The following is an 18504-nucleotide window of genomic DNA, read 5'->3' as shown; positions in this document are numbered from 1 at the left end:
ATTGAACATATAAGCATAATTGTTTTATTTACCGCGACGGCGTTCACGACCACGAAAGTCGTCGATAATGTCATGTAAATATTCGGTATTAAAGTCTGGCCATAGTAATTCCGGAAAAGCGTACTGTGCTTCATCGGAAAGTAGGCTCATAAATCCGGCACTATTGTGGGGATCTTCCCAAGCTCCAGTGCGGATAATAAGGTCTAGGTCGGGTAGATGCCCAGTCCACGAACGTGAACGAAGTAGCTGCTCTGTCTGTACGTCGCTTTCGGGGTTGGTAAGTATTGACTGAACGGCAAACGTGCGTTCGCGTGTACCACTGTAGTCGATGAGAAGTGTTAGTACACGACCGTTGCGATGCGCAGTCTTTGCCATAGCGTCCTCCATGGCGTCTATGGTTTTTTGAGTCAGACTATCGCGCCACTCTCCAATGACATTAATCCGGACGTCATACTTTTCTAATACGGGATGATCTGCGAAGCGGTGAATACTGTCACGAAATACTCGATCGATATTATTAGTGAAGTCTGACGAGCGATCGGCAATATTTGCGTGTGAACTACCCCAGAGTGACAGATGCGTAATGCCATATTCAAACGCAGCTTCCGTAATGCCGAGTAGGCTATCTACGCCACGATCATATAGCTCCTTGTACCCCTTAATGCCGTGCTGACGAGCCCAGCGGCGATTGCCGTCAGGGATGATTGCTACATGAAACGTCTTTGTCATATTGTTTATACTACGCTCACCTCAAATAGGGGTCAAATGCCTATGTTTATGCTTGGCTAATCTGCATAGGAATTACTTAAATCAACGAAGAGACGAATCTACTTACGAATATTCGAGTGTCGTTGGTAGTGAACGAAACACGTGCCGTTTAGGACGTATACGTCGATAGCCTCAAAGACTACTACTTGTACCAGAGAGTAGGCTATACTGGTACTATGAAGCGTCTGGCAGTCATTGACGGAAAATCAGTGTTTTATCGCGGTTATTATGCCATGTCAGGTTTAAGCATGCGTGACGGCACACCTACAGGTGGTGTGTTCGGATTTGCCAGTTTGGCGATTGAACTTATCAAAAAATTAGAGCCTGACTATGTGGCGGTAGCCTGGGACAAGCCCAAGACTAATATACGTAAACGTCGTGAAATTTATCCTGAATACAAGGCTGGTCGTAAACCAGCTCCGCCTGATTTTTATGAGCAGATACCATTGCTACATGAATTACTTGATGCATTTGGTTGGCCACTATATGAGCTGGATGATTACGAAGCAGATGATATATTGGGGGCGTTTAGCTTGCAGGCAGCTGAAAAGGGTATCGAAACGTGTTTATTGACGAGCGATTTGGATGCACTGCAACTAATTTCTCCACATACTAAAGTATATGCACTTAAGAACGGACTGAGTAACATTGAGGAATTTGACGTCGAATATTTTGAAAAAAAATACGGCATCGATGTACACCAGTTTTTGGACTTAAAGTCGCTGAAAGGTGACTCTTCAGATAACCTGCCTGGCGTACCAGGAATTGGAGAAAAAACAGGTATCCAGCTGCTTCAGGAGTATAAGACACTCGATGGTATTTACGAGCATTTGGAAGACATTAAGCCATCAATAGCCTCCAAGCTGCTTGCAGGCAAAGAGTCGGCGTATATGAGTAAAGAGATTGGTCGTATTTGGACTGATGTGCCAATTGTGCTTGATTGGGATGCTGCAGACATACACAACACGAATCTTACCAAGGTCGCCAGCATACTTGAGAAGTTTGAATTCCATTCGCTTACTAAGCGATTACCAAAACATATGCAGGATGAAGGTTCTGCGTCGCATGCATTAGCAGTGAACCACCTATCGACGGTAGATATGGTTGAGAAGCCGTGGCCAAGACAGCTCATGATTGCGGGTGCTGTAACCATTGATCTCGTTGATGAGGAGCTATGGCTTTCGATGAATAGAGATACGGTTTGTCATATGCTAGTTAAAGAGGTTCCGAGAAGTGTATGGCGGACACTTGAATTAGCGACTGTTGTAGCTTACGACGTGAAGAAACTTTATCATGACTTGGCGGATTACGGCGTGGATGACGTTCATTTTGAGCAAATTCACGATATCCGCCAAGCGGCATTTTTGGTAGATCCGTTGCGTCGAGATCGTAGTCTGACTTCGCTTATTGGTGGCCAGCTTGAGACGCAGTTGGAGCGTATGGCGACGCTTTGGCAGCTATACGATTGGCAGTTGGAAAGTTTCAAGGAGTTACCTCGAGTTGCTGATATTGCGCATAAATTTGATTTTCCGCTCATCTACACTTTGTTTTTAATTGAACGGCGTGGTATAAAAATCGATAAAAAGCTACTTGCCGAAATGAGCAAAGAACTGAGTGATGAGCATGCAAAGCTTGAACAAGAAATGTATACAATGGCCGGCTACGAATTTAATATTGGAAGTCCAGCTCAGCTTTCAGAGGTGTTGTTTACTAAATTGCAGTTACCTACTGCTGGTATAAAAAAGGGCAAAACTGCCTACAGTACAGGTCAAAAAGAGCTCGACAAACTTCGCGGACAGCACCCGATAATTGAATTGATTGAACGAACGCGTGAATTAGCAAAGCTGAGAAATACGTATGTCGACACCTTGCCAGCTCAGGCCGACGAGCATGATCGTGTACACACAACATTCAATCAGGATGTTGCCGCTACGGGTCGATTGAGCAGTACAGATCCGAATTTGCAAAATATTCCTGTTCGAACCGATTTAGGACGTCGTATACGAGAAGCATTTATACCAGAGGAGGGTAATGTACTTGTTAGCGCTGACTACAGCCAATTCGAGCTACGGCTTGCGGCGGCTTTGGCGGACGATAAAGATCTGATAAGTGACTTTAATAGCGGCGTTGATATCCATACGAAGACGGCTGCTCTTGCAAATAATATACCTATGGATCAGGTTACAAAGGCTCAACGTCGGAATGCAAAAGTCATTAACTTTGGGGTGCTCTATGGTATGAGTCCTCATGGACTCTCGGCTGCGACTGGTATGAATTTCGTTGATGCAAAAAAATACATCGACCAGTATTTTGAGCTGCGGGCTCCGATACGAAAATACATCGACTCAACGCTTGAAAAGGCTAAAACAGACGGCTATGTAGAGACATATCATGGTCGCCGTCGCCCTACGCCGGATGTTAACAGTAGTAACTATATGGTACGTGAAGCAGCTAATCGCCAAGCGGCGAATATGCCGATTCAAGGAACCGAGGCCGATCTAATGAAGCTTGCGATGAATCAATTAGAAGAGAAGCTGGATGGTTTAGGGCGACAAATTTTACAAGTACACGACAGTATCCTCGTAGAGTGTCCGAGTGAAAATGCCGAAAAAATTTCAGATATTTTGGTAAAAGTAATGGAATCAATTGCGCCAGAGCTTCCAGTTAAACTCAAAGTAGATGTGGGTATTGGTAAAAACTGGGGCGAATTGTAACAATTAGAGCTTGCGTACATTGACATTTTACTGTAAAAATGATTAAATATTAGTATGGATAGAAGTGGAATCCAGAGGCTTGTACCAATTGTATTGGTACTCATTATTGTTGTATTGGCTATAGCAGCCTTGGTTTCACTTGGACGTACGCTTTTTGGTGGTGGCGCATCGCCTGAAACATCATCACCTGTTAATACAGGCAAGCAAGCACTCACTAGTACGCTGGCGGATCGTAGTGTTCGCATGACAGTTCGCGGTCCGATTGTTGCTCGCGAAAATTTTCATAGCTACACCATCACAATAAGCCCCGATGCGCGTAACATGACAACGCATGTAGGCTATTTGGGTAATGAGGTTGACAATGATCAGATGCAGAACGATATACAGGCGTATACTCAGTTTGTGTATGCGTTAAATCGTGCGAATTTTATGGAGGGAATGCCACTAAAAGGAGCTGCGAACGATACCCGAGGTATATGCGCTTCGGGTAATTTATATGAATTTGAAGTAAGGCAGGGCGATAACACGATTCAAAAGCTCTGGACGACAACATGTTCCGGTTCACTCGGTTCACTAAAGGCGAACTTGGGACAAATTAGTAATCTGTTCCAGCTACAGATACCAGACTTTTCCAAACTTCTTAGCAAAATCGGGTTTTCTTAACCTGTACTTGAATTAGGTCGGCGACGGCTAAACCTTGTAAGGCTAGCGTGGCCGAAGTGGAGAGGCTTTCCCTTGAGGTATAATAGATTCGTGATAAAAGCTGTTATTTTTGACTGTTTTGGCGTATTGACGGCTGATGGCTGGAAGCATTTGCGCGAGGAACTTTGGGGACGTGATTCGGAAAAGCTACAGCGCGCATGCGACATGGAAAAGGCTGTTAACGCCGGTTTTATAAAATACGACGAATTCATAACTGAGATTAGTCGAATGTCGAAACTTAATGAAAGTGAAGTGCGGCGTCGCATAAGTGGTGCGTCGCCTAATTCGTTACTTTTTGAGTATATGCGAGATTCGCTGAAACCAAGAGTAAAGATTGGTATGCTAAGCAATGCTGCCGGTGATTGGCTGGGTGATTTATTTGAACCAAGGCAGACCGAATTGTTTGACGCAACAGTATTGTCGTATCAAGTGGGCGCCGTTAAACCTGAACTCGCAATGTACCAGGCTATCATCGACCGCCTAGGTGTGCAATTTAATGAATGTGTATTTGTAGACGACTCTGAAGGTTACTGTGCCTCCGCACGTAATCTTGGTATGAAAGCTATTTGGCATCAGGATACCCACGATACGATTGCCGCCATCGAGGAAATAATTAATGCCTGAGCTCCCAGAAGTAGAAACCGTACGTCGTGGACTATTGGAATTAATTATTAATCGTAGGGTAACTGCGGTTGAGTGTGATACTCCAAAAAGTTTTCCTAATGCCGATGCTGATGTGCAGAAGTTTTTGATTGGCTCCAAAATTATAGATGTACGTCGTAGAGCAAAAGTATTGCTCATAGATTTATCAAGTGAGTATACGCTTGTTATTCATTTGAAAATGACTGGTCAGCTAGTATTTCGTGCTACGCATGTGTCGTTTGGTGCAGGGCACCCGAATGACTCGCTCGTTGGAAATTTACCCGACAAATCAACTCGGGTGACGTTTACGTTTGCTGATGGCTCACATCTTTATTTTAATGATCAGCGTAAATTTGGCTGGGTGCGACTAATACCGACACTTGAGGTGCCAAATATTGATTTTATGCGAAAGGTTGGGCCGGAACCGCTTGAAGCTGACTTTACGGCGGCGCAGTTCACTGAAAGATTCGCGCGTCGTGCAAAATCATCAATTAAGGCAGCACTACTCGATCAGACTGTTGTTGCGGGAGTGGGAAATATATATGCCGACGAGTCGTTGTGGGGCGCAAAAATTCACCCGCTACGTCTAGTTGGTAGTCTGACAAAAAGTGAGTTCGTGGATTTATATAGGGAGTTACGGTATGTCATGAACTTATCTATAGAAAAAGGAGGAAGTACCGATCGTAACTACGTGAATGCTGAGGGCAAAAAAGGTAGTTATATTGATTTTGCTCGAGCATTTCGCCAAGAAGGCAAGCCGTGTCCGCGTTGTGGGGAGATAATAATAAAAATGCGTGTTGCTGGCCGTGGTACGCATATCTGTCCGCAGTGTCAGGTGATAAAATAGTGTCAGTGATTACACTTTTGACAGGAGACAACAGCTTTGAGATTAGGCGGGCTCTAAAAGATATTGAGGCTGCCTTTGATGGCGTGTCAGAGAGGCTTGACGGTTCTAGCGTGGAACTTTCACGGCTGCCTGATTTATTACAGGGTGGCACGCTCTTCGCCGATAAGCGTCTTGTTATCATTAATGACCTTTCTGAAAACAAATCTTTGTGGGATGTTATGTCCAATTGGTTGTCGCGCGTTAGTGACGACGTACATTTGGTGCTTGTTGAGGCAAAGCCTGACAAGAGGACAAAAACATACAAGGACTTAAAGAAGTTAGCGGATGTACGGGAATTCGTCGTATGGGGTGATCGTGATATTTTGACTGCTGAAAAGTGGGTTTTAAATGAAGCAAAGCATCAGGGTGTGGTATTGAACAAAAAGGATATACAGCAACTTGTTGCAAGAGTTGGATTGGATCAGTGGCGATTGTTCCATGCTTTGGAAAAACTTGCTGTTCTTGATGAGGTAAATAGTGAAGTTATTGAATCTGTTATAGAGGCTGATCCTTCTGAAAATGTATTTAATTTGCTCGATGCAGGGCTTCGCGGCGATAACAGGAAAGTGCACGATATGGTCAAAACATTACAGCGGAACCAGGATCCATATATGACTTTTGGTTTACTTGCAGGGCAAGTATTTCAACTCGCGACACTCGCTTCTACAAGTAAGCCGACTACAGAAGTTGCCAAAGATATAGGGGCGCATCCATATGCTCTTAGCAAACTTGCTCCATACGCTAAAAAGTTAGGAAGGACAGGTACGCGAAAGATTACCGATTTTTTTGCCAAAGCTGACGGAGCTATGAAGTCTACTACTGTCGATCCGTGGTTACTTATAGAGGAGGCGCTTATAAAAACAGCCTCATTATGAGGCCGTTTTTATATCAGTATTGATTTTCGACTATTTCGTCGTTTTTTTGGCTACTGGCTTCTTTGCTGGAGCTTTTTTTGCCGGAGTTGCTTTTGCTGGAGCTTTCTTTACCGCAGCTGGCTTTGATGTAGCCTTCTTTGTAGCTGCAACAGGTTTTACACCACTAGTTTTTGCTTTTGCAGACAGAGCGGCTTTTCGGCGCGCTGCGGTGTTTTTCTTGATGAGGCCTTTCTTGACAGCCTTGTCTAGCTCGCTATGAGCCTTTGAAAGAGCGGTAGCACTAGGCTTGGCGTTGAATGCCTTGGTTGCAGTCTTGATATCTTTCTTGATACCGACATTGCGCTCTCGGCGGACAATCGTCTGCTTCATTCGTTTTATCGCTGATTTTATGATTGGCATAGGGAACATTACCTCTTACACGTTTATTATTACAATCAAAAAGAGATTATAGAGTAAAAACAGGGGAATGTAAAGAGGTAACAAATTATTGACGCAGTGATTCTGCTCATGGTATAGTGAACTCAAACTACCAAAGTAGAAACAAACATGAAAAACGGATAAGCAGGAATCACTGTGGACAACGCCCAACAACAGATAGTCGAAGCCATCAAGAATACGAGTAATATTCTTGTGACGGTGAGTACCGATCCGTCGGTTGATGGATTGTCAGCAGCGCTAGGTCTAACGTTGCTTCTCGACAAGCTAGATAAACGAGCCACTGCTATCTTTAGTGGCGCCATTCCACCAGCGATAAACTTTTTGGAGCCTGCTAAAACTTTTGAAAGTACCGCCGATAGCTTGCGAGACTTTATCATCGCGCTCGACAAGGAAAAGGCGGATCATCTACGTTATAAAGTTGAAGGTGATGTTGTTAAGATTTTCATCACCCCTTACAAGACAACACTGTCTCAGGCTGACCTGGAGTTTAGTCAGGGTGACTATAATGTTGAGCTCGTTATCGCTCTCGGCGTTACTAGTCAGGATAACTTAGACAAAGCACTTGATGCTCACGGTAAAATCTTGCACGATGCGAAAGTTATGACTATTACTTCAGGAGAGGCTGCAAGTGATTTAGGTGGTGTTGATTGGCACGACGCAACATCCAGTAGTCTTTCGGAAATGATTGTAGCGTTGTCTGAAAAAATTAGTGATGATAAGAAGGTGCTTGATGAGCAGATTGCAACGTCGCTTTTAACAGGTGTCGTTTCAGCTACGGACAGATTTAGTAATGATCATACGACTTCGCGGGCAATGACAATGGCCGCCCAATTGATGGCTGTTGGTGCGAATCAGCAACTTATTGCAGCTAAACTTGAGGAGGGTCACGATATCGCGCCCGGACCCGTGGAAAGTGAACCTCAAGATCAAAGTGTTGAAAACAACGAAGTCAAGGACAGTACTGAGCTAGTTATAGAACGCGATCAAGATCAACCAAGCCCTCAGGGGCAGGGCCAAGTTCAAGAACAGGGCCAGGAACAAATTACCAATGAAATTCTAGACAAAAAAGAAGAAAAAATCATTGAACCTACGCAATCAGAAGAACCTGATGCACCTGAACGAACAGATGTGATTCTAGACAAAAAAGAAGAAAAGGTAATTGAACCTACACAGGCAGAGGAACCTGCACAATCTTTGCAAGAACAGGCACCAAAGGTAGAAATGTCCAGAGAAGACAATGATCAGATTGAACTGGAGAGGCAGCTTGCGGGCGTGTCGCAACCTAATGCGAATGCAACACTTGCAGACATTGAAAAAGAGCTTGAGCAGGCGTCCGACACGCCAGATACTGGTATCGAGTCCTTGTCGGCATCAAAAGATACTGCCATGCCTGGGTTTGAGCCTATAAAGTCCGAACAGCCGGTGGTAGATACGGGTAGTCAGCTAGCCACTGATGAAACTGTGGTCCCAGAACTTGTTGCTCAGGCGCCCGTAGTGACTAAGGAACAGGCGCCGCCTGAAATAGCCACCAGCCACAATGCTAGCGACGTGGTATTGCCACAGGAGACGCCACCTATCAACAGTATTCAAACTGAAAACAACTCAGATTCTGTAGTTAATCCATTTAATGTGCCACAAACATCGCATGAAGGTATAACTGTGAATCCGTCTGGGCTAGGAGGGGGCACATCTGAGGGAGCTGCCGTGCTTGCAACACCACCCTCGACCACTCTCGAACCAACAGTAGCACAATCACCAGCAATAGCTTCCGCATCAGCCGTTGATCCTACCGCTGCGGGTAAATCAACAAATCTAGAAGTACCTGAACTTCCGCCATTGCCACCTCTACCTCCGTTACCTTCAGACGGTAGTGTTCCGCCATTGCCACCACCGCCACCGGCGCCGCAGGCGTTTAGTAGTCAAAGTGGTACTATGCCATCGGGAGCCGTATCTGGAGACGTATTTGGTGATAGTAGCGCGTCTTCGACACCGCCCGCACCTTCAGCGAGTGAGCCGGGTATATTTAAAATTCCCGGTCAAGGCTAGCTGAGAAATTTTTACGACATTTCTTGATGGCTATGTTGCCATCCTTTTTATACTATCCGTATCAGTATTACGGTAACGAGTTATTTAGGATTTGACCAGAAAATGGTCGATACCTAGACTTTCGCCTTTATGGCCTACGATAGTTTCGTAGTCGTTGCGTTGTGTATGGTGACAACGCATGATCTCATGAATTTTATCAACATACTCTCGTCCATCTACTGTTTCATCAATTTCGTCTGTTAACCGACCTGATTCCATGAGAACGAATGATGTGTTTAAGTCAGGGATAACTTCTTTAGATAGACAAGCGAGGCGAATTTTTTTCATGGGTATACCATTTTCGCGCAGACGATAAAATGCAAGACACGCACTACGTCCGGCAACGATATGATCTATGTGGCCGGTAATCCCATTCAGGTCCATAGACATAAATTCTATTTCGATGTCGTTACGATTCGCTATAACGTCATTTACTATATTTATAATATTTTCAGTTATCTCAAGGTGATTCAGATTGTTGAGAGTGTTATCAACGTAGCCGAGGTGTTTCATAGAAGATGCACCAATTAGTTCACCGGCTTTTAGCCATTCGTTCAGGCGTGTTTCTCCTAAGTTTTCCAAGCCGTCGGGATTAGTGCCATTTTCACCAGCGGTGAGAGTGATAAGGTGTAACTCTGTACCACTAGCAACTTCTTTTAAAAGCGTAGCAACCGGTCCAAATGCTTCGTCATCTGGATGAGCAAAAATGCCAAATAAGATCTTTTTCATACTTTTAGTATACTGGAGCGCATGGATGATGGAATTATTTTGATAGATAAACCTGCTGGAATGACTAGTTTTGGCGTAGTTGCACGAGTGAGACGTGTGCTAAGTAAACAAGCTGGCAAAAAGGTTAAAGTGGGGCATACGGGTACGTTAGACCCCTTTGCAACGGGTTTGATGATACTTTGTGTAGGTAAGGAATGCCGTAATGCGGCTAAATATTCAAAACTCGATAAAGTCTACGAAGCAACGATACGTTTGGGGCAGACGAGTAGCACTGGTGATCCGGAGGGTGAAATCGTAGAGACAAGCGACAGGCAACCATCGCTTGAGGAAATTAATGATTCAATCAAGCAATTTATCGGTGAAATCAAACAGACACCACCGATGTATAGCGCAATTAAAATCGGTGGTCAGCGAGCATATAATCTCGCGCGGCAGGGCCGCGAGATAGATATGCCCGAACGGACAGTCACAGTCCATAGTTTAGAGCTGGTAGATTATGACTATCCTGAGCTAAAAATTCGCACGCACGTCAGTAGTGGCACGTATATACGTAGTTTGGCTGAGGACATAGGTAGCGTTCTTGAGACCGGAGCGTATTGTATTCAGTTGAGGCGTACGGCAATCGCGGAGTGGCAGGTTAATCAGGCGCAAGTGCTTGCGGAACTAGGCATAACTGATTAGAGACCCTTGCATTACCGGTGAAAAGTTGCTACAATACACTACTAATGATTACAGCAGATAATAAAGCCAAAGCAATTACGGCAGTTCAGAAGAGCAAGCAAGACGTCGGCAGCGCCGAAGTACAGGTTTCTGTTTTGACTGCTCGTATCAAAGAAATTACCGAACACCTTCGTGTTCACAAGCACGACCACATGGCTCGTCGCGGTTTAATTCAGATGGTTGGTCGCCGAAAGCGCCTACTTGCTTATCTGGAGAAAAAAGACTTCCTAGGTTACAAGAGTCTGATCACTCAACTAGGTCTCCGCAAATAATAAAATCCGGCCCCAGGGCCGGATTTTTTGTTAGACTGAGTACATGAAATGGTACGGCAAACTATTTGCGTATCCTGAAGCATGGGTACTGACAGTTATTGCTTTTGTGACTAGGTTTTGGCAACTTGGTCAGCCGAATGCGGTGGTTTTTGATGAAGTTTATTTCCGTCAGTTTGCGGCTAATTATTTGAATGGGCATTATTTTTTTGATATCCACCCCCCATTTGTGAAGTTGTTGTTTGCAGGTATAGGTACGTTATTTCACCTTTCATCAGCTCAGGTGCTGTCGGGAGCGCCAGGTAGCTTATTGTTGCGTCTGTTGCCGGCACTGGCCGGAGCGGCGCTTATACCGCTTGTATACGTCATTATCAGACAGCTTGGACTTGGGCGACGCATGGCTTTGTTTGGCGCCCTTTTGGTACTGTGTGACAATGCGTTATTGGTAGAGTCACGGTTCGTACTCATGGACAGCTTGTTGTTGCTTTTTGGTTTTAGTGCGTTTAGTTGTTACTTGCAGTTGCGCAAAAGTAAAGGAATATATAGGTGGATGTGGGTACTAGCGACCGCAGTGTTCCTGGGTATGTTAGTAAGTACGAAATGGACTGGTTTGGCGATGGCAGGACTGCTTGCGGTTACTTGGGCTGTCGAGGGTATTTTGCGACGGATTGAGTGGCATCGATTAGTGATTGAGGCTGTAGCAGTAATTTCAGTTGTCGTTGCGATATACATGGGAAGTTTTGCAATTCATTTCACGTTACTTAATCGCAGTGGCGATGGTGATGCATTTATGTCTCAACGATTTCAATCGACGCTTATTGGTAATACATACTATCGGTCGGGCGTAACTATGTCGTTTTGGGATAAATTCGTCGAACTTAATGCCGAAATGTATACTGCACAAAACTCGCTTGTAAATGTCACACATCCTTACGCTTCATGTTGGTATAGTTGGCCGCTGGAAATTCGCCCTATATATTATTGGGAAGGTGCAATGATGTCGAATGGCCAGCAGGGCAATATATACCTACTGGGTAATCCTATTGTTTGGTGGCTATCTGCTCTCGGTGTAATCAGTGCTTTTGCTGTATGGCTCGTGCGGCCGAAATGGCTTGGTCGGCGTTGGAAATTAGTTGCTTTTCTTCTGGCGGGATATGCACTAAATTTTGTGCCTTTTGTTTTGATTGAACGACCGATGTTCCTGTATCATTATCTGTTTGCTTTAATTTTCAGTGTTCTTGCGACTTGTGTGATGTTAGCGAAGATATTCGACTGGCAACGCAAAAAATATGGAGTAGATGTTGCAAAGCAAACATATTGGATTCTCACCATAGCTGTCGTGCTTGGCTTTGTATATTTCTTGCCGCTTAGTTATGGCTGGCCTATGAGCGTGGGCGATTTACAGCAGCATATGTGGCTACCGTCGTGGCGTTAATTCATAACAGCCACGATGGCGAATCTACCGTCTTTATCTCTATTACCCCTTAGGTACTCACTGTGTGAGTAATAGTCTGAGTGCGTAGTTGTATCTGTAGATGATGTTAAGATGTTTTCTGTTAAAACGCCCGCGGTTGTTAGCTGCTCGGTGGTGACGTCGTACATACTTCGGTCATTAAATGCGCGGAGCGGATAGTTTTCTCCGCCAGCAGCCGGACTGAGCTGAACGATTAGAGTGGACGGATCAACTTTGTATTGATCGATGAGATATTGAATACATTTTGTGCCGCCGTATTGTTCCAGGTTGTGTCGCCCTAAGTGCGATATCATCAGGATGTTTTGCGTCGGATCATGAATCACCGCACCCACACAGTCACCAAGCGGTAGTAATACGGCATGGTTTGGCTCAGCCACGACGACTGCATCAGCATCGATGGTGGAGTTACGAATTATGCCGTCACCTTTGGTGGTGCTGTCGAGTGTGAGATATCTTCGATAGTTGTTACCGCCATAGCTTAGTGTGTGGAGGGTCGTATCTTCCGGGTTGATGTGGTGTCGCTGAAGGAAGGCGATTCTATTTTGTCGTGCGGCTGACTGATTGCCGTTTAATGATTTCATTGAGCCGTCACTCACCGTAGAGCAAAGTAGTTGCAAAGACATATGTACAGCATAGCATGAGCGTAGATTGACTTATGGTAGTTTTTATGCTAAAAATATATATAGAAACAAGCAAAATAAACCATGACAGAATATGTAACGGAACAGTCGTCTCAAGAAGATAAAAAAGATTACCACAATGTGGTGCGAATTATGGAGCGCCTTCATGCCGAAGAGGTATTTACGACGCCAGAAAAGTCTAAGGAGTTTCTTGATAGCTTGTCTTTTGAAGAATTTACGAAATGGACGGACATGCTTAACGGTATGGCGCGTAAAATTCCCGTTTCTGAAAGAGGTATGAAGGGGAGTGGTCATATACAAGAGGGAAATGAACACCTTGGTTACGGAGTTCGTTATCAGCCGCCCGCTCCTAGTGACCGTACTGTTTTAATGCAGGAGGCGTTTGAACGTGCTCAGAAAATGGCAGACCCTAAACTCGCTGGGCTTGAGTTGGCGTTTGCTGTGAATGCAATACACCCTTATGATGACGGCAATGGTCGAACCGGACGCATGCTCTATAGTTTACTTTCCAGAGGGTACTCAGGTAACGGTGACGATAAAGAATATTTCACAGCCCTTCTTGAAAACACAAAGGGCCGTACTATCGTAAATCCCGACCCTAGCATTAAGGGGGTAGACACAATATTGGCGAAACGAGCACGAAATGCAGCTGCAGAGGATAGGGGCTGGGATGGACCGATACCGACATATGTACTCGACGGATATGGAGGGGCATTTGTTAACGAGGAAACTCCGGACCAGCTCATGGTCTCAGACGACGTGTCAGATGATGCCCGCATGAAATTGCATAATGTTCTTCGAGATTCACCGTTTGAAGCCGCAACACTGATAAAAGCATTACCACCTGAACAGATTAAACCGTATATTAAGGCGCTTGATAACGGTAGCCGTGTCTTGATAGATGGAGATCAACTCGTGGCAACGTTAAGCGAGGAGCAGATAAACGATTTATATGAGGCGAGTCAGTTGGGCAAACGAGAATACGTTCGTTCATTAATAAATCTTGACGAAGATGATTTTAAAGAGATATGGAGCATTTATAATTCACAAGAAATTGCCGCTGCATAGACCTGAAGTGGCAAATCAAGTATAGTATAGCTATCACTCACGCGATGTAGGTGGTGGATAGAGAGGTTCATTTACGAATTTCTGTACCCGTTACTTACGCGCACTAAGAAAGAGTGTGTAAGGAGTAAAAATGAGTATCATTAATCCTCATGGTAAGGAAATTATTAAAGTAAGCACGCAACTTGCCGGCAAAGAGCTGACACTTGAGGTTAATCGTGTTGGTTTTCGCACGACAGCTAGCGTGTTGGTAACATATGGCGATACCGTTGTGCTTGGTACAGCTATGGTTGGTAGTCGCCCGGTGGTGTTGGATTATTTCCCGCTATCAATCGACTACGAAGAAAAGTTTTATGCAGCCGGCAAAATCAGCGGTAGTCGCTTTATTAAGCGCGAAGGTCGCCCTAGTGACGAAGCTATCTTGATTGGTCGCTTGATAGACCGCCCAATTCGACCATTGTTCCCTAAGGGTTATCGTCAGGAAGTACAGGTGGTTGCTAGCGTTTTGTCTATGGATCCGAGCTTCCGTCCGGATAGCGTAGCTATGATTGCCGCTTCTAGTGCGCTGATGCTAACTGGTACGCCGTTTGACGGACCGGTTGCTGGTATACGCGTCGGACGCGTGAACGGCGAATTCAAGGCATTTCTAACACCAGAAGAGCGCGAAGCAAGTGATCTTGATCTTGTTGTTGCTGGCATCGAGAGTGGCATCACTATGGTAGAGGCTGGAGCGAATGAAGTGTCCGAGGACGTTGTAGCAGACGGCTTGGCATGGGCGTTTGAACAATATCAGCCAGCAATTGAGCTGCAAAAAGAATTAGCGAAAAAGGTTGCGCCAGTAGCGCAGGAATACACACTTGTATTGCCAAACGAAGATATTCAAAAGCAAGCAAATGAATGGACTGACGGTAAGTTGGGCAAGGCACTTCATATGCCATATCCGGAGCGCAACGAACTAGTAAATAACCTTCGTTGGGAATACCACCAGGCTATGTCTGACAAGGTTGGCGAAGATGAGTATCAAGCGTTGCGTGATGAATATGATGAAGCGTTCACGAAAGCCTTGCACGAAGACGTACGTAAAGGGATTGTTGATCTTAATACACGACCTGACGGTCGTAAGCTTGATGAAATACGACCACTTTCAAGCGAAGTTGGTGTATTGCCTCGTACGCACGGATCAAGCATTTTTACTCGAGGCGTCACGCAGGGTATGAACATTGTTACTCTTGCACCACTTAGCTACGCGCAAATGGTTGATACGATGGAGCAGAATGACTTCGAGCGTCGTTATATGCACCACTACAATGCACCTGGCTATACTGTTGGTGAAGTAAAGCGCCTCATGGGACCTGGTCGTCGTGAGATTGGTCACGGTTACTTGGCGGAGCGCGCGGTACTACCTATGCTTCCTACTGAAGAAGAATTTCCATATACTATTCGCAGTGTCACCGAAATCATGAGTCAGAATGGCTCTACATCAATGGCGGCAACGTGTAGTAGTGTATTGGCACTTATGGATGCTGGTGTGCCATTGAAGCGCCCTGTAAGCGGTATTGCTATGGGATTGATGATGGACGGCGATACACCGTACGTATTGAGCGATATTGCTGACGCAGAGGACTTTGCTGGCGATATGGACTTCAAGGTAACAGGTACGAGCGAAGGCATTACGGCGATTCAGATGGACATGAAAGTTCACGGTTTGCCCGTTGAGATTTTGCGACAAGCTTTGGAAAAATCCAAGCCAGGACGCGCACACATACTTGAGCACATGTTAGAAACACTTGCGCAGCCACGAGAAGCACTAAGTCCGTATGCTCCACGTATTGAGAAGATCAAGATTAATCCAGATAAGATTGGTGCGGTCATTGGTAAGGGTGGTGAAGTAATCAATAAGATTACCAAAGAAACTGGTGCCGAGATTGACATTAAGGATGACGGACTTATTACCGTTGCCGCAGCAGACACTGCTAGTATCGAGAAAGCACTTGAATGGATTCGCGGTTTGACTGAAGAGCCAGAAGTCGGCAAGATTTATGAAGGTAAAGTTGTAACCATCAAAGACTTCGGTGCATTCGTGAATATTATGCCTGGGACTGACGGCATGGTGCATATTAGCCAGCTTTCAAAAGAGCGTGTTGAAAAAGTCGAAGACGTTCTGCGTGAAGGTCAGATAGTTAAGGTTAAGTTGACCGGTATCGACGATCGTGGTCGCCTTAGTCTTTCAATCAAAGACGCCGAAGAAAAGTAAGCTGCGAAGTCTCTTTAATTAGTTTTTTGATGCTTTTGTTTTGTGCGTACCGAGTTGCGTGAAGGTGCGGTGACCAAGATACAGGGCGATAGCCACGCTGACGGTCACGACGACAAACGTGAATTTAGTATCTGTTGATACGAATCCACGGATAATGCTATAGATGAGCGTAAAAACACTACTCAAAACAATTCCGTCGGTAATTGCGGAATTGACGCTTTTCTTATGTTCAGACAACAAACCAAGGGCCAGTAGGAACACGGCCGCTACAAGCGTAATGATAGATACGTTGCGGTTGTATTGTTGATAATTAGTTTGGTATACGTCAAAATCTTTTTCATATCGAGCCTGAGCTACACTTTGCTTCGAGGATATTTCACCATCCTTGGTCGCAGCAGTATCTATTGGATATTGCGGTTCTTCTGGACCGCTATAGAAAGTGCTCACACCGAGCCCCACAAATAATGTGATGATAAAACCTAGAAATACCGTATATATAAATTTGATCATGCGTGATTCTCCTTATGCATAAATATAACATACATAAAACGAAGCCCTATTAAGGTAATAGAACTAACCTTTTTTAATGAGAACGTAAGGTGAGTCTGTGATGTTCTCACCGTCTCTTGCTCGAACTTCCCAGTTGGTTGTTTCGAGCATGCTTGTGTTCCATGACCAACCAGTGTTGCTTGATGACAGGACGGTATAGGGTAGGTAGCGAGTGTAGCCGTCGCTGTTAGTAAATTCGACAGTACAGGCACCGCCTGACGTCGCTTCGCAACCGCTGGTTGCCGTGTAATTTGCTGTTAAAATGTGTTCAGTTTTTGGACCTCCGCTTTGCAGTAGCGTTGGAGCGCTTGATGAAGCATTTAAAGCCTCGGCAACGTTTAGTGCTGCGGCAGCATCAATAATGCCGTGACCGAACTGTTCGGTATAGGGTAAGCCATTCATACCGCTAGGTTTTGATGCCGTACCATCTATGATTGCTGTGATATCGGCGATTGATGTAGATGGTCGTATTGATTTGATAAGTGCGATTAGACTAGCTACTTGTGGTGACGAAAATGACGTGCCGTAGAGACCACCGACATATCTTGCTATTGGATTTGCTTGTGACCATGACGTTGAGACGGGCAAATTATAACCGGGGGCCGAGATGTCGAGCTCTTTACCGTAACTACCAAAACTAGCACGGGCACCGGCTTGCGTGGTGGCACCAACAGCGATGACGTCAGGATAAGCGGCTGGGTAGCCAATGGCGCCAAGTTGAGAAGGGCAATCAACATCTGCACCGTCGCCGCAGTTACCGGCAGCGGCGACCAAAGCAACATTGTGAGCGGTGGCATAATCAACGGCCGCCCCAACGGCAGAGTCGATAGAATAAGTTCCGAGACTCATGTTAATCACGTTTGCGCCGTTGTCGACGGCATATAGTATAGCGGCGGCAATGTCACTCGTGTAGCCCATGCCGTCGTCATCTAGTGCCGCCAGTGGCATTATTTTAGCATTTTGATCTATAGCGGTGGAGCCCAATCCGTTGTTGCCGGCAGCACCTACTAGTCCGGCAACTTCCGTACCGTGTGCGACGCCGTTGCCGGTTGAATTATCGCGACCAGTTTGTGGATTATTGTCACTATGGACAAAGTTCCATCCGCGCCAGTCGTCAACGTATCCGTTATTGTCGTCATCACAGCCATTTGTTGCTTTGTTTTGTGGTGTGCCAGTCCAGCAGCTATCGCCAACCTGTGTCATGCCGGTTTCGCCGGGGTTTTGGTACCATTGGTTTGTTAAATCTTCGTGGTTTAGGGCAAAACCCGTGTCAATCACCGCTACGATTGTCTGGCTACTACTTCCCGTTGCAGTGTCCCATGCCGTCGGTGCATTGTCGGTGGTAAGTGTCCAATCGGACGACGCCAGGGGATCGTTGGTTGTACCAAAGATACGATACACGTATTGTGTCGTTACTGATTTTGCAACTTCAGCTTGTTTTGGGGCATTACGGACTAGCTTGTTCGGTTTTATAGGTGGCGAGGCCGACGTGGTGCGTGGAGTGGTTTTTACTGAAGTGGTTACAGTTTTGTGGTCCGACGCGACAGGTATGGATTTCAGAGTGCTTGTAGGTTGTTGTTTCGTTGGTGTTGCCTGGTTTGCGGTCGGATGCCAGAACAACGCAAAAACTGCCACGAAAATAAGTGGTAGGAATGAACTGAATGGTGGTTTTGGTATTTTTTGTTTCATAGCA

At 45.4% G+C, this 18504-nt stretch carries 17 protein-coding genes; 11 read left to right on the top strand and 6 right to left on the bottom strand.

Features of this window, described 5'->3' with window-relative positions:
• Nucleotides 1-24: 24 nt before the first annotated feature.
• Nucleotides 25-729: an undecaprenyl diphosphate synthase family protein gene (locus tag H6797_05555; GenBank protein USN96501.1), complete on the bottom strand. Its 705-nt coding sequence runs from the start codon at nt 727-729 to the stop codon at nt 25-27.
• A 215-nt stretch (nt 730-944) separates the two neighbouring features.
• Between H6797_05555 and H6797_05550 the strand changes: the two genes are divergently transcribed.
• The 5 genes from H6797_05550 to holA all read left to right on the top strand — a co-directional run bounded on the left by H6797_05550 (nt 945) and on the right by holA (nt 6587).
• Nucleotides 945-3482 (top strand): DNA polymerase I, encoded by a 2538-nt coding sequence (locus H6797_05550; GenBank protein ID USN96500.1) that lies wholly within the window; start codon nt 945-947, stop codon nt 3480-3482.
• A 54-nt stretch (nt 3483-3536) separates the two neighbouring features.
• Complete coding sequence (locus H6797_05545; protein USN96499.1) at nt 3537-4145, top strand: hypothetical protein; 609 nt, start codon at nt 3537-3539, stop codon at nt 4143-4145.
• Between the two features lie 90 nt (nt 4146-4235).
• Nucleotides 4236-4808 (top strand): HAD-IA family hydrolase, encoded by a 573-nt coding sequence (locus H6797_05540; GenBank protein USN96498.1) that lies wholly within the window; start codon nt 4236-4238, stop codon nt 4806-4808.
• Nucleotides 4801-5673, top strand: a complete 873-nt coding sequence (mutM, locus tag H6797_05535) for a bifunctional DNA-formamidopyrimidine glycosylase/DNA-(apurinic or apyrimidinic site) lyase (GenBank protein ID USN96497.1) — start codon at nt 4801-4803, stop codon at nt 5671-5673. The genes H6797_05540 and mutM overlap by 8 nt, the downstream gene beginning before the upstream one ends.
• Nucleotides 5674-5678: 5 nt before the next feature.
• Complete coding sequence (gene holA, locus H6797_05530) at nt 5679-6587, top strand: DNA polymerase III subunit delta (GenBank protein ID USN96496.1); 909 nt, start codon at nt 5679-5681, stop codon at nt 6585-6587.
• A 30-nt stretch (nt 6588-6617) separates the two neighbouring features.
• Here holA and rpsT read toward each other — a convergent pair whose 3' ends face one another.
• Nucleotides 6618-6986, bottom strand: a complete 369-nt coding sequence (gene rpsT / locus H6797_05525; protein USN96495.1) for a 30S ribosomal protein S20 — start codon at nt 6984-6986, stop codon at nt 6618-6620.
• A gap of 174 nt (nt 6987-7160) precedes the next feature.
• On the opposite strand from rpsT, the gene H6797_05520 reads away from it, so the two are divergent.
• The gene (locus H6797_05520) at nt 7161-9071 is read left to right on the top strand and encodes a hypothetical protein (protein USN96494.1); all 1911 of its coding nucleotides are present in this window, start codon (nt 7161-7163) and stop codon (nt 9069-9071) included.
• A gap of 84 nt (nt 9072-9155) precedes the next feature.
• Here the strand turns inward: H6797_05520 and H6797_05515 are convergent, their stop codons facing one another.
• Nucleotides 9156-9839, bottom strand: coding sequence for a PIG-L family deacetylase (locus H6797_05515; protein ID USN96493.1), 684 nt, complete (start codon nt 9837-9839; stop codon nt 9156-9158).
• A gap of 21 nt (nt 9840-9860) precedes the next feature.
• Between H6797_05515 and truB the strand changes: the two genes are divergently transcribed.
• Genes truB through H6797_05500 form a run of 3 tightly spaced genes read left to right on the top strand, consistent with a single transcriptional unit; the run spans nt 9861 to nt 12263 of the window.
• Nucleotides 9861-10520: a tRNA pseudouridine(55) synthase TruB gene (gene truB, locus H6797_05510; GenBank protein ID USN96492.1), complete on the top strand. Its 660-nt coding sequence runs from the start codon at nt 9861-9863 to the stop codon at nt 10518-10520.
• A gap of 44 nt (nt 10521-10564) precedes the next feature.
• Nucleotides 10565-10831 carry a 30S ribosomal protein S15 gene (rpsO, locus tag H6797_05505; GenBank protein ID USN96491.1) on the top strand — a complete coding sequence of 89 codons (267 nt, stop codon included), beginning with the start codon at nt 10565-10567 and terminating at the stop codon, nt 10829-10831.
• A 43-nt stretch (nt 10832-10874) separates the two neighbouring features.
• The gene (locus tag H6797_05500) at nt 10875-12263 is read left to right on the top strand and encodes a phospholipid carrier-dependent glycosyltransferase (GenBank protein USN96490.1); all 1389 of its coding nucleotides are present in this window, start codon (nt 10875-10877) and stop codon (nt 12261-12263) included.
• Here the strand turns inward: H6797_05500 and H6797_05495 are convergent.
• Nucleotides 12260-12925 (bottom strand): laccase domain-containing protein, encoded by a 666-nt coding sequence (locus H6797_05495; protein ID USN96489.1) that lies wholly within the window; start codon nt 12923-12925, stop codon nt 12260-12262. The genes H6797_05500 and H6797_05495 overlap by 4 nt on opposite strands.
• 81 nt (nt 12926-13006) lie before the next feature.
• On the opposite strand from H6797_05495, the gene H6797_05490 reads away from it, so the two are divergent.
• Entirely contained in the window at nt 13007-14011 is a 1005-nt protein-coding gene (locus H6797_05490; GenBank protein USN96488.1) for a Fic family protein, read from the top strand.
• Between the two features lie 130 nt (nt 14012-14141).
• The gene (gene pnp / locus H6797_05485; GenBank protein USN96487.1) at nt 14142-16262 is read left to right on the top strand and encodes a polyribonucleotide nucleotidyltransferase; all 2121 of its coding nucleotides are present in this window, start codon (nt 14142-14144) and stop codon (nt 16260-16262) included.
• A gap of 18 nt (nt 16263-16280) precedes the next feature.
• Here the strand turns inward: pnp and H6797_05480 are convergent, their stop codons facing one another.
• On the bottom strand, nt 16281-16772 hold the full coding sequence (locus H6797_05480; GenBank protein ID USN96486.1) for a hypothetical protein: 492 nt from the start codon (nt 16770-16772) through the stop codon (nt 16281-16283).
• 63 nt (nt 16773-16835) lie between these two features.
• The gene (locus H6797_05475; GenBank protein USN96485.1) at nt 16836-18500 is read right to left on the bottom strand and encodes a S8 family serine peptidase; all 1665 of its coding nucleotides are present in this window, start codon (nt 18498-18500) and stop codon (nt 16836-16838) included.
• Between the last annotated feature and the right edge of the window lie 4 nt (nt 18501-18504).

The organism is Candidatus Nomurabacteria bacterium, from assembly GCA_023898645.1.
In the GTDB taxonomy this organism is placed as follows: domain Bacteria; phylum Patescibacteriota; class Saccharimonadia; order Saccharimonadales; family Saccharimonadaceae; genus UBA2112.
This window is presented reverse-complemented; position numbering and strand designations above follow the sequence as displayed.